This window comes from Agrobacterium vitis (assembly GCF_013426735.1).
GTDB lineage: Bacteria > Pseudomonadota > Alphaproteobacteria > Rhizobiales > Rhizobiaceae > Allorhizobium > Allorhizobium vitis_D.
Window position 1 is genome coordinate 118,109 of the sequence record NZ_AP023275.1, and the last position, 21,060, is coordinate 139,168.

Here is a 21,060-nt window from a genome sequence, read left to right on the forward strand (position 1 = left end):
CGGCAGCATTACAAGATGCAATGAGGCTGCAATTCTCTAAGCGTTGGGGAGATAATATCGAAGAGAGCGTGGTGGGAGCGGTGAGCCGACAAGAAACAAGCCCATATCATAGGCTGACTGTAACTCTTGTGCCGCCTGAATGACTCTGGATGCTAACTTGTCCACCGTGATTGTTGACGATCTGCTTCACTAGGCTTAGACCAAGCCCGGCGCCTTGGCTTCTCGGGGTGACGCGGTAGAATGGTTGGAATACCAGTTCCTGATGTTCGACTGGTATGCCAGGTCCCTCATCGCTGACGGCGATCTCACCGCTCGCGGAGACCGAGATTTCGATCGTTCCTCTTCCATCGCAATGGTCAATCGCATTGCGAACCAAGTTGCCGATCGCCCTGGTCAACGCAATGCTGTTGCCCCTGCGGGGGAGAGCTTCAACCTCGCTTTGAAATGAAATTTCATAGCCCGCTGCGATGGCGATCGGCGCAAAGTCAGCCACAACCGCACGGGCGATCGTGACGAGATCGACCTGTTCATCAAGATCTACCGCTTGATCGTTGCGTTCGAAGTCAAGCAATTGTTCGGCTGTGTCGGCCAAGCGCGCCACATCTAGCAACATGCGTGTGCGCTCCGGACCATCTGACATGCCGTCGATGCGCGTTTGCATAATGGCGATCGGTGTTCTGAGCTCATGAGCCGCGTCGATCAAGAACCGTTGACGCTTTTTGAATTCGGTCTCAAGCCTCTCGAGGGCTCCGTTGAAGGCGACGACGAGCGGAGCGACTTCACCCGGTATGCCCTCGACAGGAAGGCGGCTGCCCTGGCGATGGGGGTCAATTTGCGCTGCCCTCTCGGCGACATCTTTGATCCTTGCAAGCCCACTTCCCACGATATAGGGGACAGCAATAAATATGGCGGGCAATGCCATCGCAAGCAGCGATACATAAATCGGATAGGCTTGCCCGAGCACCGCAAGCACCGGCGAGCCTTTGCCGGCTATGCCTCCAAATAATACGCGCACTTCACCCAGCAGCGTCGCAACATCATCGATCGATGCGATTTCATCTATTCCGTCTGCCTCGCGGATATCCGCGGAATCGAACAGGTAGGTTAAAGGAACGATCGCAGCATATGCCGACGGAATAGCGCCCCGAGAGACGAAAGTACCATCGGCAGTGGCCGCTACAAACCACAGATGGCTGTTCTCCTCCATCAGCGCCCGCATTAAGAGGGTGTCTTCGAGTTCAAGCTGGCCGCCGCCATTTCGCCTGATCGATTCCGCAACCGCGTTCTTAACCTCGCTCTCCATCGCTATGTTGGGCGACATCACCATCGTGCCGTATACCGACAGCCCTACGATCACACCGCCGATTACGACGCTGATCACCAGGCTGAGTTGCCAGCTTAGGCGCCACCAAAGCGATGGGTTTGTGGACCGGTATGCACCCATCATTCTTCCTTCAGGAGGTAGCCGACACCGCGGATGTTATGGATTGTGGTGCCCGCGTCGGCATCCGATAATCGCTTGCGCAACCTCGAAATGTGCGCATCCAAAGCGTTTGATTGTATCTCTTCTTCGTAGTTATAAACCGCCTGTTCGAGCGTGGAACGAAGAACGGTTTTGCCCTTGCGTTTTGCAAGCGCCTGGAGAACCAAAAGCTCCCGGCGCGGGATCTCGAGCGTATCGGTTCCGATTTTGACGGTAAGGTTCAACGGGTCGATCGACAATCGCCCAACCCTGATATCTTGATCGATCACGCCAGAGGGACGTCGCAGGAGGGCTCGAACCCGTGCCATCAACTCCTCGACCAGAAATGGCTTTCCCAGATAATCGTCCGCACCGAAATCGAGGCCCGCCACCCGTTCCATCGGCTCGTTTCGGGCGGTAAGTACAATGATTGGCGTATCATTGCCTGCACGCCTTAATATCGGGATGAATGTCAGTCCCTCTCCGTCCGGCAAACGCCGATCCAGAAGGATGGCGTCGTAGTCATTTTGCAGAACGAGCTCATGGGCATCGGCGAGGTACATCGTGTGATCGGTAACGATCCCGTGCTTTGACAGCGCAGCCGATAGCGCTGTCGCCAGTTCCCTTTCATCCTCGATCAACAGAAGTCTCATCGTAGCCCCGCATCCTCGCCTGGCAGCAGTGTCGCCAAGAACATTGCAGCAGCATTACGAGGATAAAAAGATGGGGGTAATGCTGCTGCAATTGTCGAACCTCATCGTCCACCTACAGACGCGGCACCAGACGGCTTGATGTGCGGTGCTCTATCACAACGAGGTCGACCTGATGGCATCCAAATGGAATAGAATACTCACGGTAACCGCGGCACTTCTTGGCGGCGTCTATTGTTCCGTCGCTTTGATCGGCCCTGCACTGGGAACGAGCGTTGTGAACGAACGGCTGCAGGAGGTGGTGGTAACCGCGCATGTCCGTGGCGCGACATTACCGTTTGAACTGTCTCCAATGGAAGTCGCTACAATTCAGCCGGCCGTGCTCGTTGAGCGGCTCAGGGTAACGGGCGAACTTCGACCCTCACGTCTCGTAGAACTGCGCCCCGTTAGCGGCGGCAGGATTACGCATTCAAACATTCGGGAAGGACAGGCCGTAAAGGCCGGTGACGACTTGATCGGGTTTGAATCGAATGACCTTCAGGCCGGTCTGAAACAAAAAGAGGCGGACCACGAAGGCGCAATGGCCGAAAGGGTGCTTGCAATGCAGTCGCTCAACCGGATTGAGCAACTTGCGAGCAAAAGTGTCGCAAGTCAGGACCAACTCGACAAAGCACGCAGCGAGGTTGCGGCAAGAAAAGCCCGGATGGATAGCCTTGCCGCCCACGTCGAAATAGCGCGAACAGCGTTGCCACTTCAAGGGAGGCATGTTTGTCCACGGCTCAATCCTGGTCCGGCAGACCGAAGACGCAATTGCCATTCCTGTGGCCTCAATTCGGGGAGACGATAAAGACGCTCACGTTCTCAAACTCGTGGACGGCATTCTCATCCGCCAGCCGGTGAGCATCATCTCAAGGTGGGATGATAACCAGATGGCCGAGGTCTCTGGTCTTGCGCCCGGCGTCATGATCGTAAGGGCGCCACTTGCCGAGCTGCAGCCGGGCCTTGTCGTCACAGTCGCGAAGATGGGATAAGTTCATGTTTCTCACCCGCATTTCCATCGGTAACCCGGTTTTTGCCACCATGATGATGGTGGTTCTGCTGGTGATCGGCGCCTTCTCGTATGATCGGCTGGGGGTCGATCAGTTTCCAAATGTCGATGTTCCAGTGGAGGTCGTGACCACCACTTACCCTGGCGCCACGCCTGAAGCTGTCGAGATGGACGTAACCAAGCCGATCGAGGAGGCGCTCAACACGATCAGCGGTATCGAGGACGTAACTTCAACATCCTACGAAGGTCGATCCGTCGTCGTGGCGAGTTTTCAACTCGAGGTGCAAAGCCCGGTCGCGGCGCAAGACGTCCGTGACAAGGTCGCAGCCCTTGACGCAGAGTTCCCGGAAGAGGCCGACAAGCCCATCGTCTCGCGCTTCAATCCGTTGGACGAGCCGATCCTCTCGATTGCCGTCACGTCCGCAACCCTGGGCGTGCCCGAATTGACCAATCTTGTTCAGGAGCGCGTGATCCGCGAGCTCGCGGCCGTGTCCGGCGTTGGGCAGGCAACACTGGTTGGCGGCCAGAAACAGCAGATCGATATTCAAATCGACGAAACGCGGTTGACCGCTCTTAGTGTAGGCGCCGACGAAGTGATCGAAGCAATCAAGAGCAGCAACAGGAACCGGCCGGCCGGAAGCATCATCAGCGACCTCTCCGAACGCACTATTCAGATCCAGGGTCGGCTCTCGGAGCCCAAGGAATTACTTGATCTGGTGATTGCCCGCCGCGGTGGGCTCCCTGTTTATCTTTCGGACGTGGCCTCGGTAAGAACCGGCCCGGCGGATCTGGAAAGCCGGGCCATGTACGATGGTGAGACGGCGTTGGCGATTGACCTCGTTAAGATTCAGGACGCAAACACCGTGCAGGTGGTAAGAGAGCTGCGCAAACGGCTTGATCAGCTCACCGTCGTCCTGGGTCCGAAGGATGTGCAGTTTCAAATCATCAAGGATGCATCCAAACCCATTGTGGAGTCGCTCGGTGAGGTTCAATCGACCTTGATCGAAGGGGCGGCGCTGGCAGTCGCCATTGTCTTCCTCTTCCTCAATTCGTGGCGAAGCACCGTCATCACCGCGCTGACATTGCCAATCTCGATGATCGGCACACTCGCTGTCATTGATCTCCTGGGTTTTACCCTCAACATGCTCAGTTTGCTTGCCCTGACGCTCTCGATCGGCATCCTGGTCGATGACGCCATTGTCGTCCGTGAAAATATTACCCGTCACCTGCGCATGGGTAAGTCGCACTTCCAGGCGGCACTCGATGGCACAAACGAAATCGGGCTTGCCGTAATGGCAACCACAGCGGCAATTGTTGCCGTTTTCCTGCCGGTTGCCTTCATGGACGGTATGGTCGGTCGCTTCTTCTATGAGTTCGGCGTTACCGTCTCCACAGCCGTGATGATTTCGCTGTTCGTGGCGTTTACGCTCGACCCCATGCTGTCTAGCATATGGCATGACCCAGATGCTGAGCCTGATGCGATTCGCGGCACGATCGGCCGCACCATCGCGCGCTTCGATAACGGCTTTGAGGTGATTGTCGCGATCTACCGGAAGATGGTCCGCTGGACGCTGCGCTATCGCCTCGTCACGCTCTTGCTGACGACAGCGGTGTTCATTGCCAGCATTTTCATGGTTCCACTTGTGGGCGTTGAGTTTGTTTCGACTTCGGACGAGGGACAGTTTCAGATCAACATAACCGCTCCAGCGGGCTCATCGCTGGATTACACCACTGCAAAACTTCAGCAGGTTGAAGCCGCTTTGCGTGAATTCCCCGAGGTGGCCTCCACCTATTCGACGATCAACACGGGCGGCAATCCTGGCAAACACAACGCGACATTGCTCGTCAGTCTGGTGCCGCACCAAGATCGCGAGCGGACCCCCGTGGCACTGGCTGACCCAATTCGTAGACGTCTTTCAGTGATCCCCGGGATCAACATCGCCATCATTCAAGCAGGTCTCGGTGGTGGTGCAAGTCCGATCCAACTGAGCTTGCTTGGTGATGATCGGGCGGTGTTGGAAAAAGCCGCAGCAGGGCTGCTTACGGGCATGCACAAGATCCCAGGAGTGGTGGATATCAATTCGAGCGCCAGCGATCGGAAATTGCTTTTCTCGGTGCGGTTGAAGCGCGAGCAGGCCGGCGACCTTGGTGTTGGCATTCGCGAACTTTCCGCGATGCTCTCACCATTCGTCAATGGCGAAGAGGTGGGAACCTGGTCCGATCCGCTTGGTCAAACTTACGATTTGGTAGTTCGACTCCCCGTGGATCAACGAGACAGCGTCTCCGCGATCCGCGATTTATTGATCAAATTGCCAGATACCGCCAACAGTGAAAGTCCACGCATGGTGAGGCTCGACCAGATTGCTGACATCGATCTGGTTCCGGCTGCATCGGAAATCCGCCGCCTGGACCAGTCACGTGAAGTTCTGATCTCCGCCGATATATCGGGTCGTGCCATGAGTGACGTCACGGCCGATCTCGAGGCCATCATAGCCAAACAGGAACTCCCTGCAGGATACCGGATCAAATTTGGGGGCGACGCCGAAGACGTTGAGAAAGCAGCTGCGAGCCTGCTTAAGGCCCTGATCATGGCAGTGATCTTCATCTACGTCGTGCTTGCGTCGCAGTTCGGAAGTTTCTTGCAACCGCTTGCCATCATGGCGGCACTTCCTCTGTCGCTGATGGGTGTGTTGATCGGGCTGTTGGCTGCCGGAAGCACCATCAACATGTTCTCGATGATCGGCTTTATCATGTTGATGGGGCTCGTCACGAAGAACGGCATATTGCTGGTCGACTTCGCGAACCGGGAGCGCCAACGCGGACTGCCCGTTGCCGAGGCCATAGCAAATGCCGGCGCTGTCCGCTTTCGCCCGATCGTGATGACAACGCTTGCGATGATCTGCGGCATGATGCCCCTTGCCTTGGAAACTTCCGGGGCCGGCGCACAGAGGGCTCCCATGGCACATGCGGTTATCGGTGGGCTTATAAGCTCCACAGTTCTCAGTCTGATCGTTGTCCCGGTGATCATTTCCTGCATCGACAGCTTATTTCGGAAAGTGAAGGGCCCGCCTCGCATCATTGCGCCCCAAAACCATCCGCAACCGGCGAGTTAGGGGAATGGCGACGATCCGCAAAACGGTTAACCGCATTGCCGGCCGCCTGCTCTTTTCCGCGTTTCTCTTCGCCGCGCTGCTCGGGGGCCCGATTATTCTACTGATAATGCTGTCGCGCCGCTTCATACAGTAGTTCGCCCTCACTGCACCCACGTGCTGAAGCGGCGCCGGGTGGCCAATCCTGTAATGCAGCCGCAATGCTTCTCTCCCACAGTTCAGGGCAGTCGCCCATCGGCGATCTCTGCATAGCCAAAAACAGGAGACGCCCTTGACCTTATGCATGCCGGTTGGTGAGGCCGTGTCATTGCTGCCAATGGTGGCGGGGTAGACGGCCAACAGCGATCCAGGCATCGTAACGTTAACCCCTCGGCGATTGCCCTGTGCGATTTTGCGGCATGACCCAAACCGTTCGTGATCCCCTTTATCGCCGCCACCGGTTCCCAGCTGAAGTGATTGCTCATGCCGTCTGGCTTTATCTTCGCTTCCCGCTCAGCTTGCGAATGATCGAAGACTTACTGGCGGCGCGCGGGATAACTGTCTCGCACCAGACAGTCCGCCTTTGGGCCGAGAAATTCGGGCGGCGCTTTGCCAATGAAATCCGGCGGCGATCGGCCGGAAAGCTTGGCGACAAATGGTATCTCGATGAAGTCGTCATCTCCATTGGCGGCAAGAAACATTGGCTCTGGCGCGCCGTCGATCAGGATGGTTTCGTCCTTGACGTCCTTGTCCAGAGCCGCCGCAATGCCAAGGCTGCAAAGCGTTTGATGCGAAAACTCCTGAAAGGACAAGGCCGTTCGCCTCGCGTGATGATCACCGACAAGCTCCGGTCCTACGGTGCGGCGAAGCGGGAGATCATGCCCGCCGTCGAGCATCGTTCACATAAGGGACTGAACAATCGGGCAGAAAACTCTCATCAGCCGATCCGAAGGCGAGAGCGGATCATGAAGCGCTTCAAGTCGGCACGACACCTTCAGCGTTTCGTTTCCATCCACGACCCGATCGCCAACCTCTTCCAAATTCCCCGCCACGACACTTCATCTCTCCATTATCGCGAGCTGCGAGTAGCCGCGACGCAGATGTGGAGCGAGATCGCTCATCTTCAGGTAGCCTGATTGCAGACCTCGTGCCCTAACTTGACCCGAGGTCCATAAGTTTACAGTGCCCACCGACGGCATGCGTACCTCGTAATGGCAGCGCCAACCGGCTTCATTCAACCAAAGCACCAATAAGCGAAGCCTCCCTGACCTTCCCTGGCTTATTCAATTTGGCAGCCACGCATCCCAGCATACTTCGTAGCTCAGGCTCCCTGATCCTTAAGGCAGCGTCGTGAGGCGAAAGCCAGACAGCAACTCTCTGACCTTGCTCCGGAAAGTTGTTCGCGATCGAACCAACCTTAAGCAGATGGACTTGGACGACGGACGGCACCTTGTCACCGCCCTCCAATGTTTTGAGATAGGTGTAATAACCAAAGGCTCGCTTTTTAGCCTTGCCCTTTATGCCGGCCTCTTCCCAAGCTTCCCGCTCCGCGACCTGATGGGGAAGCTTCTGCTCAATCGGCCAACCTTTTGGAATGATCCAACGACCGCTGTCTCGCGCAGAAATCAACAGTACTTCGACTTCTGCGGACACCGGATGACGCCGATAGCAAATCGCGGCGTACTGCTCGATTGCTCGTCCAGAGAACAGCTTTTCGGCTTCCTCAGCCAACTTCCCGAGATATGTTTTCGGCCTCTTTTTAGACATTGGCATCCCAACGTGTCTTTCCATCCGGCCCCGCCGTCCGACTTTGTAGAAGCTGCCCCTTCCCTTCCAGGACGGGATAAGCGGCGGCAGCAACCAAATGCGAATTGATCTGCTTGAAGTCTCTTAACAGGTCAAGATGAAGCGAGCTTGTCTCGGCCGTATCGATGCCGCCGCTACGCAGTCGCTCAAAGTGAGCGTCGGTCCCTTCTCGCTCGGCCCTACGAAAGATCACTTTCTCGTTTGCTAGAAGCCTTGCTGCGCGCTCGTCCTGCGTCATGAAAAGGCCGGCAGCCGTCTGAAGATTGGTTAGGAGTCGGTCAAAGAGGTGGTTGAGCTCGCGCTGGCCTTCTTTTGAGAAGTTCAATCCCCGGCGGATGCGTTTGGCGAGATGAGGCAATAGGTTTTCATTAAAAACATCACCCGCATGCTCCATATTCATGGAAAACAGGAGGATTTCGTTTAACCGCCGCGTATCGGCTTCACCAAGCTCTTCGGGATCAATGGATGTCAGATAGGCCTTAAGTGCGAGGTTAAGGCGTTCGATAACATTGTTCATCGCACGCAACCCGGCCAACGACTTCCTATCCGTGCTGGATATGGCCGCCTTCGCGCCCTTCAACATTTCCGTCAAAACATCCACGAGGCGAAGCGCTTCCCGTGCACCGGCACCTAAGGCCACTACAGGCGTCTCTTTAGCGGCTGGATCGAGATATTTTGGTTGAGCCGAATCCGCTTGGTTCAGTCCGCGCGGCAATAGCCGAGTGATCAGATCAGCATAAGGCCGTAGAAATGGCATGAAGACGAATGCCAGCACCAAATTGAAGGCTGTGTGAAAGTCAGCGACTGCTCTGGCGGTGTCGTGTGAAAGCCGGTCCGAGAGATCAGTAATGGGTTGTAGGAGCATTAAGGCTGCGATGACCCCGAAAATTCGTGTGATCAGGTTACTGATCGGAAGGCGCTTTACCGAAAGATCCGGGCCTGAATGACCTTCGATGACTAGATTGATTGCCGTTCCCAGATTTGCTCCGAGCACAAGGGCAAATGCCTGGTACGGGTCGATCAGTCCCCTGCTCGCCAGCGATACGATGAGAAGCACGACCGCGACGCTTGAATGCGCTGCCCAGGTTACAATCGCCGCCAAGAGGACACAGAGGACTGGCGTGGAGGAAATGTTTTCCAGGATGCTGACAAGGATTCTCGAGCCTTCATACCCAGTCATCAGAACGAGGAGTTGGTGGAGCGCCAGTAGCATGAACCCGAGACCAATGAAGACCCGGCCAAGATCATGAACCTGCGGGTTTGCTACCCTGCGAAACATCAAGACGCCGACCAGGATTAGAGCAGGCGAAACTGCAGCAACATCGAAAGACAAAACTTGCACGATCAACGTCGTCCCGACATTCGCTCCAAGCATTATGGCCAGGCCTGGGACCAGATCGACAAGACCACCGGCCGCAAACCCTGAAGCCATAAGGCCCGTGGCTGTGCTGCTTTGTAGAACCGCGGTCACACCTACGCCAGCAAGAAACGCCTTTACTCGATTACTCAGTGCGTGACCAAGGACTGACTTCAAATTTGGCCCGAACGCGCGCTGTATCCCTGTTTGGACCATCCGCGTACCCCACAGGAGAAGGGCAATATGTCCGGCGAGGGCGATGAGCCCGCCAATAAGTGCCATGTTAGTCCTCAGATTGCAGGAGGAAACTCGATCAGCAGACAGCTGCAAATCACCCTATCTGATTAGCCGACTATGGTTTCCCACTATGAGCAACATTGCAAGTCACATTGTCACAAAAGTGTCATATCCATGCATGTTTACAAGCAGATGGATAACGGGCAATTTTGAGGACGGACAAATGCGTTTGATAACATGGAATAACGCAATGAGAACGCAACAATCAACGTAATCTAAGCCCCCAATCTGGGATTCGTGAAGATGATAGTTCCACTAGGCGGTGTGGACAGATTGCCGCAAGTTTAATTTCTGCGATTCCCAAATCAGTATTTGAATGATTCATGGGTTGCCGGTTTCAGAGGAGATCGGCGATGCTGACGAAGATGACAGAAGCGGACTGGACGGTCGCGCTTGAGGTTTTCCGCGCCTCGCTTCCGCGGCGGGGCGACAAGGGTCGAGATGACCGGCTGTTTTTGGAGGCCCTGCACTATTTCTCCGTCAACAATATCACCTGGCGCGGTCTGCCGGAGCGCTATGGACATTGGAACAGTGTCTGGAAGCGCTTTTCCCGATTGAGCAAGCAATCGGAAAACTCAAGCGCTTCAAGCGCGTTGCGCTACGATGCGAGGAGACCAAACAAAATTTCTCCTCCATCGTCGCAATCGCCGCAGGCTTCATCTTGATCAAATCCGTCCACACTGCCTAGGAACGCTCCACAAAATATTCGGTTACAACGGCGGTGCGTGAATGCGATACCATGCACCGTCGAATCAACGAGGGAGGATAACAAATGGCTATTAGTACAAACGATCTGGCTGAAAGCCTTGCCGTAGGACACGGGCTGACGAAAACCCAGGCCAAAACCATTGTCGAAGATGTCTTGAAAGGCATTTCGCAAGCAGCGTCAAAAGGCGAGGAAGTTTCGTTGAACGGTTTTAGGAAATTCAAGGTCCGTGCGACGTGAAAGTCGCCTAAGTAATTGTTTGTACAGGATTTATACTCCGGGACAACCCTGATGTTCCGTCATCAGTAGCCTACCGGCACATGCGGGACTGGTAACGGTCCGGTTTGAAGCTGCCGGGACTTCTCAGGTCCCCAATCGTCGAGAATGAGGAGGTCAGTCCTTGCCAACACCGGACGGCCCGATCAGCAGTAGGCTGTGGCGTTGCCTGATCCAGTCGCAGGAGGAAAGCTTGAGAAAGAGGTTGCGGTCGAGACCGCGCGTTGCACGGAAATCGACGTTCTCAACTTGAGCGTCATGACGCAACCTGGCAGCACGGGCTCTGCCTCGAAGCGCTTCTGGCTGCGCGTCGTCGCCTCCCTTTCAAGCAGGAGCGTCAGCCATTCGCCGTGCTGCAGGCTTCTCGCCTCCGGCTTTAACTCGAGTTCCTGGAAGGCTGTGGCCATGCCGGAAAGCCCCATTTGGCGTAGCATGTCGATCGTAGGATTGGTCAGCATCGTTGATTGTCTCCTTAGTGAAAGTAGCTTCGGCCGCGAGATTGGCATGCTCGCCGACGGCGGCGGATTCGTCGGAATGTCGTAGTGCCTTGTAGGTTTTGATGAGGGCTCTGATAATTTTGCAATTCAATCCGCTGATCTCGACAGCACGGGTGGAGACGGCTATCGTGAAGCTGCCGCAAGGGCTTTACCCCATGCAGTTCAGGTCGCAGATCGTTGGCATTTAATGGAGAACGCCAGCGCGGCGTTCGTCGACGTCGTGCCCAAATCCATGCGAGCAATCCGTGCTGCAATTGGCGCTACGACGATCGACCCTAAACTACTCACCTGCGCTGAACGGCTGCAATATGACAGTTATCTGAGGCGCGAGGACGTGAATACGACGATTAACAAGCTCGCCGCCGCCGGCGTTCCGATAAAGGAAATCGTTCGATGAACCGGCTACAGCCGTGGAACCGTGCGCCAGATTGTCCGTGGCCACAGATCTGATGTGTTCCGTGTCAGACAAAGTTCCCTTGAGGCTCATCTTCCTCTGTTAGATCAACTATGGACGTCCGGGCAGCGCAACGGCGCTGAACTTTGGCGGCAGCTAAAATGCAGAGGCTTTCGTGGTTGTTCTCGTGTGGTCGGAGAGTGGGCAGAAAGGCGACGGCGGTCCGAGCAGATCTGCGATCGGCAACTGCAAAAGGTGCCATCTGCGAGAACGATTGCCCGATTGATGACGACTGCTCGCGATCATTTGAGCAAAGCGGCTACAATTATCATTGCGGCCATGGAAGCCGGTGTTCCCGCCTTAGTTCAAGCCCGTAAACTATTGAATCGGTTCCAAACAATGATCCGAAGAAAGGCCAAGACGGAACTCGATCGGTGGATCGCTGATGCAGGCGACAGTGTGTTCGCCTCCTTTGCAAACGGGATCCTGAAAGACAAGGCAGCAGTGTGTGCAGCCATCACAGAACCATGGTCGAACGGTCAGGTTGAAGGGCAGATCACCAAGCTGAAGCTCGTTAAAAGGCAGATGTATGGACGTGCCAAATTGGATCTTCTTCAGGCTCGATTGATCGGCGCGATGTGAAAGAAGTAGTCATCAAATGTGTCAGACCCAATATTGGACGCCGATAAGGGGTCAATATTCCGAACGATGCCGACGGGTTTGTCGAGTGTGGCGCAGTACTGCTTGTCGAGCATGGCGTGAACGAGCGGCGTTGCAACGTCGAGCGGAATATCGCTGGAGGATGGCCTGCGGCCAGCGTAGGCTTCTCTGGACTGTTCGATGGTCTGGATACTGGTGAGCGGCGTACGTACCATTTTGCCGAGTATATTTTGCACGAGTTCGACACCTCTTTGCGCCCGCTCGGCAGAGTTGACCATCAGGACGAGAAAGCGGCCTTTGATTTCGAGGGTCCCAAGGACGGGCGTACCGTCTTCCATGGTGACGCCGGCGACAAGCGCATCTGGGTGACCGGGCCGGCCGTCTCCCTTGGCCGGCGGGCGACCGAGCCAGTTCCAGAACTGTCGATTTTCCTGGCGTATGTCGTCCATTCTCCGGCGAAGCGATCGGCGATGTCTTTGTCGGTGATGCCGGTTTCGAGGGGGAAACCCAAATCATGAAACACGATGTCGTCGCCATCGCTGTTGCAGACGAGCGGCTGAACCGCGCCAAGCACCCTGGGCAAGGTGTCGAACAACCATGCATGGGTGAAGAGAGGCGCTGCCAGGCGTAGAGTGTCGTCGTCGAGGATCAGTGTCTTGCGGGGTCGCTTCTTGCCGATCATTTCCCTGAGCCCCTCGAACAGGGCTTCTGTCGCCTCCGGCGAATAGCATAACGGGCCACCGGTGATGACGTTGGTGCCACCGACATGGACGATACGGGCGGCAATCTTTTCCCATTGCCGCAGGGTTTGGGTCGCGGTTCCTTCGCTGACCATCACATAACCAACACCTGAAACACCGAAGTCGTTCCCAGGCGGCCTTACATAGACGCGTGAAGACTGTTCGAGCGCGTTCCAGCGAACGGCGATGCGCACTGCCGCCGAGCGCCGCTAAAGGCCCTGTAGGAATTGTCGGCAGCCTGGTAAGAGCTGAAGTGGTCGGAGCACCAACGAACATGTGCCTCGCCCAGATCATTCGTCACTTGCGGGCGGGACGTCTCAGCGAGCGCTCCCCCGGTCAACGATTGAGGAGCCTCGCAGGCGTGCCGCGGCCCGCCGCCGAACGGCTGATAGGTGTCGTCTTCAGCACGATAGGAGGTGTAACGATTCTGGCACCGGGCAACGCGTGCATGCTCTATGGCAGCCATTGCGGTCTGCCGGTCATCCGGCGTCGTTGATGGCCGTGCCTCGGCAACTTGGTCCGTTTTGCTCTGAGAAGCCCCTATCGTTTCAGTCGACGCGGCCAAGATCGCAGGCAGCCGCTCATAAGGCTGATTGGTACGGTCTATCTGTATAGGCGTATTCGTCCAAAGCGGGGCATTGAGGTTCGCAAACTTATGACTGGTGGCGGTAGCATTGAACGCCGCGGCCACCTGAGCCGCTCCCATGACAAGAGGCACGCAGCAGGCGGATAAAACTAGGCTTGAGAGTATCGACTTCATCACAAAGGCTCCGCGGTTGCAGTGCACAAATGCGCGACAAGCATAAGAGTTCCAAGCGGACGAATTATGCAATAGCCATGGTTACCGTGGTGGGTTCAAGGATGAAGTGCGACTTGCCGTCGTGTTTCCCGCCACGCCCACCGTTCTCTTGCGAGCCATCACGAACGCACTTGAGGCCTTCGAACATTCGAAGTTAGGGTCCCAGACCACAGACTTCATCGCCACGCGCAGTGCGAAGACGCCGGCGAGGAATGTGGTTGATGCGCCAAGCATCGTTGCGGGGTCCGCATATCCAAACACGGACTGTCCTGCTGGCACTTCACCGGTTATCCCGGAAAGGCGAACGGTGTTGTCACGTTAAGTTTCCCATGCCGAGAATGGGTTGAGGTTCTCGGATTTTCAGGGGATGCAAGCCGCAATTTTCCATGCGTCGAAAGCTTCGAGGCGATGGTAGCGAATTGTTTGTGCGGCTCGGCGGCGGGATGGAACTGAAAAGCAATTCCGGGTAGCGGAGTGCATGGAGACGAACCGTTGCAATGCTCCCGTTGATCGGTGGCCCTGCATGGTTCGTTCCCTTTTTCGAAACGGCAGGTGACTGTTTTCAGCCCGATTGTTGAGGCCTTTGTGTGACCAATGAACGAGGCGGGGTGCCACGTCCGCCTTTGCTGCGCCGTAGGAGCGCAATTTATCAGTGATGATACGTTTGGGAACAAAGCAATAGCGTTTCATCAACGCCACCAGCAGGCGCTTGGCCGCCTTTTTGTTGCGTCGCTTCTGCAAGATTTCTTCAAGAACAGTGCCATGCTGATCGACCGCACGCCAAAGCCAGAACTTCTCTCCAGCACATTTCACAACGGCTTCGTCCAGATGCCAAACATCGCCTGGGCGCGGCTGTCGCCGCCGCAAATTGCGAGCAATCTGGGGTCCGAACTTGGCGACCCAGCGGCGGACCGTCTCATAAGAAACGTCGACACCACGCTCAAGAAGCATTTCCTCAACTTCACGCAGGCTCAGATTAAACCGCAGGTAAAGCCAGACTGCATGAGCAATGATTTGCGCAGGAAAACGGTGACGCTTGAAACTGATATCGGATGTTTGCATCGTCGAAATCTACGACCAACCCGAAACGCAGCCAACTGTGAGCCGATTAACGTGACAACACCAGACCGATTACGTTCCGCGGACGTCTGGGTAGAAGGTAGTAAATCATATCGGCCCATGGATGAACTCCTAATGCCAATGCCAGCATTTAGAACACTTAAGGAAGACGGTGACCTTGGACTTGGCGTCCAGAGCGATGGCGCTGCCTACCTTTCTGAGGCGGCCCAAGCTCTCGACTTCAATCTCCAGCAGCTCGCCTATCGTGCCCGAAACGGAAAACTTGACGGTGTCCGCCTAGAACACGGCAAGTTGCTCGTCACACCTCTCTCGAGCGAAATACCCGCAGAGGCAGAAGAATTGAATTGGGAATTGAGCGGTATGTATCCACTCGTCGAAGTTCCGGATTTACTCAAAGAGGTTCATGAATGGACCAGGTTTGCCGATCAATTTACGCATGTGCGCACCGGCGATCCTCCGCGTAATAGTTCAGCGATGTTGGCCGGCGTTCTCGCCGATGGCACCAATCTCGGGCCCAAACGGATGGCGATAGCGTCGAAGGGAATCAGCGCTCATCAGATCAGCTGGATGCGGATGTTTCATGCGCGTGCTGAAACGTATCGAACAGCCCAGGCCTGTATTTCCGATGCCCATTCCCGCCATCCCCACGCTCAGCTATGGGGTAATGGTGCGACGGCATCGTCTGATGGCCAATTCTTCCGAGCGAGTGACCGTGCCGCGAAGCGCGCCGATATTAACCTGCACTATGGTAGCGAGCCCGGCATCAAGTTCTACAGCCATCTCTCCGACCAGTATGGTTATTTCAGCATCCTGCCGATCAGTCCAACTGAAAGCGAGGCAGCCTATGTACTCGACGGCCTGTTCGATCATGAGGCGGCACTCGAGATTAAAGAGCATTTTACCGATACCGGTGGTGCCAGCGACAACGTCTTTGCGTTGTTCGCCCTGCTCGATAAACGGTTCTCGCCTCGACTGCGCAATCTTAACGATCGGAAATTCCATACGTTTGAGAAACCGGACATCTATTCAGGACTTGAGGGCCATATTGGTGCGCCAATTAACGGCGATCTGATTCTGGCCCATTGGGACGATCTACTGCATTTGGCCGCTTCGATTAAAATGAAGATGGTTGCTCCCTCGGTAATTCTGAAAAAACTAGCGGCCTCGCCCAACCCGAGCCAGCTCGCGAAGGCACTGCGAGAGCTGGGGCGGCTTGAGCGGTCGCTATTCATGATTGAATGGTATTCCGGCCCGGCGTTACGGCGGCGTTGTCAAGCGGGATTGAACAAGGGTGAGGCTGCCCACAAACTCAAGCGGGCCGTCTTTTTCCACGAGCGTGGTGAAATTCGTGACCGTTCGTTTGAAAGTCAGGCGTTTCGGGCGTCCGGCCTCAATCTCGTCGTCAGCGCAATCGTCCACTGGAACACCATTTATCTCAGCCGAGCTGTGCAGCACCTGCGTCAGAAACGCCGCATCATTCCGAATGATATGCTCAAGCATGTTTCACCGTTGAGTTGGGAACATATCAATTTGACAGGTATCTATACATGGGACGAGCCGCCAAGCTTCGCGGATAGTGGTTTCAGGCCGCTGAGAACTTCAACCGCTATAGCGCGGGCAGCCTGAAGTTCATTGTTTGTTCACGGCTAGCGTATGATTTTGAGCAGTTCTTGCTCTAACCCCAAGAAGCGGCTTGCCGGTGACACCACCCGTGCGGCGACCAGTGACGAGGTGAAGGCGCTGCGCCGTGAGAGCCGTGACCTGAAGGAAGCGCTGGCCGACCTCACCCTGGAAAACCGCCTGCTCAAAAAAAGCATGATCGGGCATGGGGGCGACGAGGAATGAGATATCCCGCCACCGAAAAGCTTGAGATCATCCGGCTGGTAGAGCGGTCGCATCTGTCGGCCAGGCATACACTCGAAAAGCTCGGCATTCCCAGGCCAACCTTTTACCGCTGGTATGATCGTTTCCTGACCCATGGCGTCGAGGGGCTGGAAGACAGGACATCCGCGCCGTCACGGGTATGGAACCGCATTCCTGACAATATCAGGGATCGCATCACCACCATGGCGCTCGATCATGCCGATCTGTCGCCGCGCGCGCTGGCGGTGAAGTTCACTGACACGGAAAGCTATTTCGTGTCAGAGGCTTCGGTCTACCGCCTGCTCAAGGCCCAGGACCTGATCACGTCACCAGCCTATATCGTCATCAAGGCCAATAACGAATTCAAGGACAAGACCACCCGACCGAACGAGATGTGGCAAACCGACTTCACCTACCTGAAGGTCATCGGCTGGGGATGGTTTTACCTGTCGACCATTCTCGACGATTACTCCCGCTATATCATCGCCTGGAAGCTGTGCACCAGCATGAAAGTTGATGATGTCACCGACACGCTCGACCTGGCGCTGGCCGCCTCAGGCTGCGACAAGGTCAAGGTCGAACACCGGCCGCGCCTGCTGTCCGACAACGGCCTGTGTTACGTCGCTTCCGATCTCGGTGAATGGCTGGAGACATACAAGATCGACCAGGTTCACGGCGCTCCCGGCCATCCGCAGACACAAGGGAAAATCGAACGCTGGCATCAGATGTTGAAGAACCGCATTTTGCTGGAAAACTACTTCTTCAAGGAAGACCTCGAAGCCCAGATCGCGGCCTTCGTGGAGCATTACAATCACCGGCGATACCACGAGAGCCTCGACAATCTCACCCCAGCCGACGTCTACTTCGGGCGCGGCCAGACAATCCTGCTCGAACGCGAAAGGATCAAACGACACACCATCAAACAACGCCGCTTGAACCACCAAGCCAAAGCGGCTTAAATCAACCCGCAGACTGAGCCGGAAACTCCAATCTTCCAAAGCCCAAAACGTCTCAAATCATTCGACGACGGACAATGTTCCGGCGTTCCATCCCGTGTCCGCATAAAGATCAGACGCTGTGACCAGGGTCGCGCCTATCGAGGACACGGCGCAGGCTTTCCAGATGCATTCTGGCACTCTCCGGGTCCCCTTCCCGCATCTGCCTTGCCGTTTGCGCGGCGATCTCGGGCGAGACCGGCAGCAATGTGCGACCCGTACTCATTGCCTTTAGCTGAACCTCTGCAGCGCGTTCGAGATAGTAAAGATCGTCCCATGCCTCGGCAATGTTCGGTGCACCGATCATCACGCCGTGGTTTTTCATGAACAGGATATCCTTGTCTCCCAGCGCGGAGGCAATCCTGTCACCTTCGCTTTCATCTAGGGCAAGGCCATTGTAGTTTTCGTCGACGGCGACGCGGCCATAAAATTTGAGAGCGGTCTGGCCGGCCCAGACCAGTGGTTCGCCTTCCACCATACTAAGGGCAGTCGCATTCGGCATGTGGGTATGAAAGGCGGCTCCCACGCGCGGCGCCATCTTGTGCAGGCGCGCATGGATGAAGAATGCAGTCGCCTCCGGCACTCCGTCGCCGGCAACCACGTTGCCCTCGAAATCGCAGATCAGCAGGGAGGATGCCGTTGCCTCCTGAAAGGCCCAGCCCATGCGGTTGACGATGAAGAGGTCTGGATGTCCCGGTACAAGCGCAGAAAAATGATTGCAGATGCCTTCCTCGAGACCGAGGCGCGCCGCCGTTCTAAGGCAGGCGGCAAGATCCACCCTCGCTTGCCATATCTCGTCCGTTTCCAGTGAAACATTGCGCAACAGAGCTGGCTGCCCTTTAGAAACACTCAGTTCATGTGCCATGTCGGCCTCCTCAGCAATCTGTCACATCCCACCTGCGGCAGAAAGCACCGCTGGCACCTTATCGAGCGTCGGTACAATCGCATTCGGGCGGTAGTCTGCCATCGGCTTGCGGCCTGTTCCGCGATCGACCCAGACCGCACGAAAGCCGAGTTCGTTCGCCGCCGCAAGGTCGAGATGCGGGCTAGCGCAGATATGCACCAGATCCCACATTTTGCTCGATGTTCGGTTAACGTTACGATGCCAGAACAGATAGACTCCTAAGAAAAAACAAGCAGTTATTTGTTTATCTTGAGTTCAGAACCCGTGTCTCGTGGTAGGCCTATGAACCAGAAAATTGAAATTATGGATATAATTGCCATAACAATAAACGTTGTTCCGATCTGGTCCGGTGTAATATTAGCGGTTCCGCTTCTCGTAATCAATATTTGCAGCACCAGCGATGCGATGCCAACCCCAACCACCGTAAAAACCTGCTGCATAACGCTCGATAGACCGCTGGCCTTGGAAGATTGGTGGTCAGAAATATCTAGGTATGCGAGCGCATTCAGGGAGGTGAATAAACAGGATCGGACAAATCCTCCAAATACCAATCCAGAAACTATAATATAGTATGGTATCCCAGGTTTGAACATGCCGTATAATATAATAATTAGAAAATTCAGACAACACATAAGTATAATTATATTTTTTATTCCAAATTTTCTAATAAGATGCTGCAGAATCGGTTTGCTCATTAACGCGCCTATTGCGCTTGTGAAGGAGATCAATCCCGCATCCATCGCGCTTAGGTGGAATCCAATTTGCAAAAGCAACGCCAAGAGGAACGGCAATGCTCCAAATCCTGCTCTGCAAAGTCCGCCAGCTACCGTCGCCGCATTGAATGAGTATATTGTGAAAAGACGCAAATCCAGAATAGGATTTGATATTCTAGGTAAAATGTAAACATATAACGCCAACAGCACTATCCCTACAATTAGTGATGCGTAATATATGTCCGCGCCGGCCGCTCCTTTCGCTGCCCCAAACATTCCTACAATGATTAACGGCAAGCCAACCCCAGTTAGGGCAAATCCTTTTGCATCAAAAGATACACCTTTCCGTCTGGCGTTATGCTTAATATACAATAACGTGAGTATAATTCCGAAAAATCCTATCGGTATATTGATTATGAAAATCCAACGCCAGCTCGCGTACGTGATCAAGGCTCCTGCGATAATAGGGCCAATAATCGGCCCAATGATTGCTGGGAGCGTGAGTAATGACATTGCTCTCAATAGCTGGGACTTCGGAGTGTTTCGGAGGATGATTATCCTTCCTACTGGCACCATCATGGCACCGCCGAACCCCTGCAAACACCTTGCGGCAAGCAATTGGTAGAAACTGTCAGTTAAACCACATATTCCTGAGCTGATTGTAAAAATGCAGATTGCAAAGATAAAGGTGCTACGAGCTCCAAATCTGTCGGCGAGCCATCCGCTAACAGGAATGGTTGCGGCCGCCGTGAGTAGGTAGATCGTGATTATAGCATTTAACCGCACAGGGCTTTCACCAAAACTCCGCGCTATCGCGGGCAACGCGCTAGCGACAACTGTCCCATCAAGCATTTGCATGAATAGGGCTGCTCCCACGATTAGTGATGGAGCGGCACCGAATTCCGGAATCGGTTGGACTTCTAGAGGGTGCATGTTGGGCATACTGTCAATCCTCCTGCTTCTCTTCGAGGGGGAAGATAGAACAAAAAGAGAACATAGACAACTAAGTTGCGAGCTTCAGCAAGACTGAAGCGCCAACTTCAGGGCAACGCTGACTGCGTCGGTCGCTCCCGCATCACCTATTGTGATCCGCAAAGCACCATTCGTACCCTCCCAATGAAATGACATCAGGTGGATGTTAGAGCGCTCCAGCGCTGCCGCTAGATGGTCAGCGGCGACCGGGGTTTTAACAGCGACAAAATTGGCACAACTCTTAAGTGGTTGGCATCCTAACTGCTCCAAAAAGCTAACTAAGCGATCACGTTCCCTTGCAATGTGAGCAAGCAAGTTTTCTGAGTGCTCACTGGCATTAAGCGCAGCAACTGCTCCGGCCAAGGCTACAGCATTAACGCTGTAGTTTGGTCGGCACCGACGAATAGCTCCGGCGATATCCGAGGAACTTGCTATCCCATAGCCCACCCGGATACCTGCGAGCCCATAAGCCTTAGAAAATGTTCGCGTACAGAACCATGGCCCCTTACGTAACTTGAACAGCGGCAGCGTTTCAGGTCCGCCCGCGTGTCGGCCAAACTCATAGTAAGCCTCGTCCCATAGCAACAATACGTTGGAGGGAACCTCTCTGACGAGGATCATAATCTCGTCCGCTGAGAGCAGCGCGCCTGTAGGGTTATGAGGTGTGGGCACGAAGACTATGCGCGTCTTAGTGTTGGTTTCCACGCGGAACTGAGCCGGTTAGGCGCATAATTTCCATTGAGAATTGAGCC

The 21,060-nt window shown here is 55.1% G+C and carries 18 protein-coding genes and 5 pseudogenes; 8 read left to right on the forward strand and 15 right to left on the reverse strand.

Translation table 11 applies throughout. The annotated features are described in order from the left end of the window. Positions 1-106: 106 nt before the first annotated feature. From H1Y61_RS24620 to H1Y61_RS26990, 4 genes are all read right to left on the reverse strand, one after another. On the reverse strand, positions 107-1,444 hold the full coding sequence (locus tag H1Y61_RS24620; RefSeq protein WP_156557684.1) for a sensor histidine kinase: 1,338 nt from the start codon (positions 1,442-1,444) through the stop codon (positions 107-109). Continuing rightward, positions 1,444-2,115, reverse strand: a complete 672-nt coding sequence (locus H1Y61_RS24625) for a response regulator transcription factor (RefSeq protein WP_156557675.1) — start codon at positions 2,113-2,115, stop codon at positions 1,444-1,446. The genes H1Y61_RS24620 and H1Y61_RS24625 overlap by 1 nt, the downstream gene beginning before the upstream one ends. A 466-nt stretch (positions 2,116-2,581) precedes the next feature. Next, entirely contained in the window at positions 2,582-2,929 is a 348-nt protein-coding gene (locus H1Y61_RS26820) for a hypothetical protein (RefSeq protein ID WP_235681016.1), read from the reverse strand. A 91-nt stretch (positions 2,930-3,020) separates the two neighbouring features. Beyond that, positions 3,021-3,149, reverse strand: coding sequence for a hypothetical protein (locus H1Y61_RS26990; RefSeq protein ID WP_267966964.1), 129 nt, complete (start codon positions 3,147-3,149; stop codon positions 3,021-3,023). Between H1Y61_RS26990 and H1Y61_RS24635 the strand changes: the two genes are divergently transcribed. The 3 genes from H1Y61_RS24635 to H1Y61_RS24640 all read left to right on the forward strand — a co-directional run bounded on the left by H1Y61_RS24635 (position 3,148) and on the right by H1Y61_RS24640 (position 7,385). Then, entirely contained in the window at positions 3,148-6,273 is a 3,126-nt protein-coding gene (locus H1Y61_RS24635) for an efflux RND transporter permease subunit (RefSeq protein ID WP_156557669.1), read from the forward strand. The genes H1Y61_RS26990 and H1Y61_RS24635 overlap by 2 nt on opposite strands. 4 nt (positions 6,274-6,277) lie before the next feature. Next, positions 6,278-6,406: a hypothetical protein gene (locus H1Y61_RS26995; protein ID WP_267966965.1), complete on the forward strand. Its 129-nt coding sequence runs from the start codon at positions 6,278-6,280 to the stop codon at positions 6,404-6,406. Between the two features lie 262 nt (positions 6,407-6,668). Then, complete coding sequence (locus tag H1Y61_RS24640; protein WP_041699307.1) at positions 6,669-7,385, forward strand: IS6 family transposase; 717 nt, start codon at positions 6,669-6,671, stop codon at positions 7,383-7,385. A 94-nt stretch (positions 7,386-7,479) separates the two neighbouring features. Here H1Y61_RS24640 and H1Y61_RS24645 read toward each other — a convergent pair whose 3' ends face one another. Both H1Y61_RS24645 and H1Y61_RS24650 read right to left on the reverse strand, forming a co-directional pair. Then, positions 7,480-8,016 (reverse strand): NUDIX hydrolase, encoded by a 537-nt coding sequence (locus tag H1Y61_RS24645; RefSeq protein ID WP_012650492.1) that lies wholly within the window; start codon positions 8,014-8,016, stop codon positions 7,480-7,482. Next, positions 8,009-9,694: a Na/Pi cotransporter family protein gene (locus H1Y61_RS24650; protein ID WP_156557666.1), complete on the reverse strand. Its 1,686-nt coding sequence runs from the start codon at positions 9,692-9,694 to the stop codon at positions 8,009-8,011. The genes H1Y61_RS24645 and H1Y61_RS24650 overlap by 8 nt, the downstream gene beginning before the upstream one ends. Before the next feature lie 368 nt (positions 9,695-10,062). Between H1Y61_RS24650 and H1Y61_RS24655 the strand changes: the two genes are divergently transcribed. Both H1Y61_RS24655 and H1Y61_RS24660 read left to right on the forward strand, forming a co-directional pair. Then, positions 10,063-10,374 carry a transposase gene (locus H1Y61_RS24655; RefSeq protein WP_180575606.1) on the forward strand — a complete coding sequence of 104 codons (312 nt, stop codon included), beginning with the start codon at positions 10,063-10,065 and terminating at the stop codon, positions 10,372-10,374. Positions 10,375-10,481: 107 nt separating this feature from the next. Continuing rightward, positions 10,482-10,655 carry an HU family DNA-binding protein gene (locus tag H1Y61_RS24660; protein WP_156557661.1) on the forward strand — a complete coding sequence of 58 codons (174 nt, stop codon included), beginning with the start codon at positions 10,482-10,484 and terminating at the stop codon, positions 10,653-10,655. A 159-nt stretch (positions 10,656-10,814) separates the two neighbouring features. On the opposite strand, the pseudogene H1Y61_RS27140 reads toward H1Y61_RS24660, so the two are convergent. Next, positions 10,815-11,149 (reverse strand): annotated as a pseudogene (locus tag H1Y61_RS27140) (ATP-binding protein); the annotation flags it as partial. A 154-nt stretch (positions 11,150-11,303) separates the two neighbouring features. On the opposite strand from H1Y61_RS27140, the pseudogene H1Y61_RS24670 reads away from it, so the two are divergent. Next, positions 11,304-12,224: pseudogene (locus H1Y61_RS24670) on the forward strand (ISL3 family transposase); the annotation flags it as partial. On the opposite strand, the gene H1Y61_RS26825 reads toward H1Y61_RS24670, so the two are convergent. The 4 genes from H1Y61_RS26825 to H1Y61_RS24685 all read right to left on the reverse strand — a co-directional run bounded on the left by H1Y61_RS26825 (position 12,197) and on the right by H1Y61_RS24685 (position 14,843). Beyond that, positions 12,197-12,580, reverse strand: a complete 384-nt coding sequence (locus H1Y61_RS26825; protein WP_235681017.1) for a hypothetical protein — start codon at positions 12,578-12,580, stop codon at positions 12,197-12,199. The pseudogene H1Y61_RS24670 and the gene H1Y61_RS26825 sit on opposite strands and share 28 nt — an antisense overlap. Then, positions 12,520-13,176 (reverse strand): hypothetical protein, encoded by a 657-nt coding sequence (locus H1Y61_RS24675; RefSeq protein ID WP_234627302.1) that lies wholly within the window; start codon positions 13,174-13,176, stop codon positions 12,520-12,522. Before H1Y61_RS24675 ends, H1Y61_RS26825 begins: the two co-directional genes overlap by 61 nt. Continuing rightward, the gene (locus tag H1Y61_RS27145) at positions 13,122-13,742 is read right to left on the reverse strand and encodes a BA14K family protein (protein ID WP_156557658.1); all 621 of its coding nucleotides are present in this window, start codon (positions 13,740-13,742) and stop codon (positions 13,122-13,124) included. The genes H1Y61_RS24675 and H1Y61_RS27145 overlap by 55 nt, the downstream gene beginning before the upstream one ends. Before the next feature lie 399 nt (positions 13,743-14,141). Further along, complete coding sequence (locus H1Y61_RS24685; RefSeq protein ID WP_071202394.1) at positions 14,142-14,843, reverse strand: IS6 family transposase; 702 nt, start codon at positions 14,841-14,843, stop codon at positions 14,142-14,144. A 63-nt stretch (positions 14,844-14,906) separates the two neighbouring features. Here H1Y61_RS24685 and H1Y61_RS24690 point away from each other — a divergent pair. After that, a pseudogene (locus H1Y61_RS24690) lies at positions 14,907-16,487 on the forward strand (Tn3 family transposase); the annotation flags it as partial. 57 nt (positions 16,488-16,544) lie between these two features. Beyond that, positions 16,545-17,683: pseudogene (locus H1Y61_RS24695) on the forward strand (IS3 family transposase); the annotation flags it as partial. Positions 17,684-17,792: 109 nt separating this feature from the next. Here the strand turns inward: H1Y61_RS24695 and H1Y61_RS24700 are convergent. From H1Y61_RS24700 to H1Y61_RS24715, 4 genes and pseudogenes are all read right to left on the reverse strand, one after another. Then, the gene (locus tag H1Y61_RS24700; protein WP_180575607.1) at positions 17,793-18,584 is read right to left on the reverse strand and encodes an aldolase; all 792 of its coding nucleotides are present in this window, start codon (positions 18,582-18,584) and stop codon (positions 17,793-17,795) included. 21 nt (positions 18,585-18,605) lie between these two features. Next, a pseudogene (locus H1Y61_RS24705) lies at positions 18,606-18,785 on the reverse strand (haloacid dehalogenase type II); the annotation flags it as partial. A 74-nt stretch (positions 18,786-18,859) separates the two neighbouring features. Further along, complete coding sequence (locus tag H1Y61_RS24710; protein WP_174113397.1) at positions 18,860-20,278, reverse strand: DHA2 family efflux MFS transporter permease subunit; 1,419 nt, start codon at positions 20,276-20,278, stop codon at positions 18,860-18,862. Between the two features lie 75 nt (positions 20,279-20,353). After that, complete coding sequence (locus tag H1Y61_RS24715) at positions 20,354-21,013, reverse strand: aminotransferase class I/II-fold pyridoxal phosphate-dependent enzyme (protein WP_174113398.1); 660 nt, start codon at positions 21,011-21,013, stop codon at positions 20,354-20,356. Positions 21,014-21,060: the final 47 nt, after the last annotated feature.

Coding starts and splice junctions, on each gene's coding strand:
- H1Y61_RS24620 (WP_156557684.1), bottom strand. CDS start 1,444: ATGGGTGCATACCGGTCCACAAACCCATCGCTTTGGTGGCGCCTAAGC.
- H1Y61_RS26825 (WP_235681017.1), bottom strand. CDS start 12,580: ATGGAAGACGGTACGCCCGTCCTTGGGACCCTCGAAATCAAAGGCCGC.
- H1Y61_RS24700 (WP_180575607.1), bottom strand. CDS start 18,584: ATGGCACATGAACTGAGTGTTTCTAAAGGGCAGCCAGCTCTGTTGCGC.
- H1Y61_RS24710 (WP_174113397.1), bottom strand. CDS start 20,278: ATGCCCAACATGCACCCTCTAGAAGTCCAACCGATTCCGGAATTCGGT.
- H1Y61_RS24645 (WP_012650492.1), bottom strand. CDS start 8,016: ATGTCTAAAAAGAGGCCGAAAACATATCTCGGGAAGTTGGCTGAGGAA.
- H1Y61_RS24655 (WP_180575606.1), top strand. CDS start 10,063: ATGCTGACGAAGATGACAGAAGCGGACTGGACGGTCGCGCTTGAGGTT.
- H1Y61_RS24660 (WP_156557661.1), top strand. CDS start 10,482: ATGGCTATTAGTACAAACGATCTGGCTGAAAGCCTTGCCGTAGGACAC.
- H1Y61_RS26990 (WP_267966964.1), bottom strand. CDS start 3,149: ATGAACTTATCCCATCTTCGCGACTGTGACGACAAGGCCCGGCTGCAG.
- H1Y61_RS26995 (WP_267966965.1), top strand. CDS start 6,278: ATGGCGACGATCCGCAAAACGGTTAACCGCATTGCCGGCCGCCTGCTC.
- H1Y61_RS26820 (WP_235681016.1), bottom strand. CDS start 2,929: ATGGCAATTGCGTCTTCGGTCTGCCGGACCAGGATTGAGCCGTGGACA.
- H1Y61_RS24650 (WP_156557666.1), bottom strand. CDS start 9,694: ATGGCACTTATTGGCGGGCTCATCGCCCTCGCCGGACATATTGCCCTT.
- H1Y61_RS24640 (WP_041699307.1), top strand. CDS start 6,669: ATGACCCAAACCGTTCGTGATCCCCTTTATCGCCGCCACCGGTTCCCA.
- H1Y61_RS24685 (WP_071202394.1), bottom strand. CDS start 14,843: ATGCAAACATCCGATATCAGTTTCAAGCGTCACCGTTTTCCTGCGCAA.
- H1Y61_RS24625 (WP_156557675.1), bottom strand. CDS start 2,115: ATGAGACTTCTGTTGATCGAGGATGAAAGGGAACTGGCGACAGCGCTA.
- H1Y61_RS24635 (WP_156557669.1), top strand. CDS start 3,148: ATGTTTCTCACCCGCATTTCCATCGGTAACCCGGTTTTTGCCACCATG.
- H1Y61_RS27145 (WP_156557658.1), bottom strand. CDS start 13,742: ATGAAGTCGATACTCTCAAGCCTAGTTTTATCCGCCTGCTGCGTGCCT.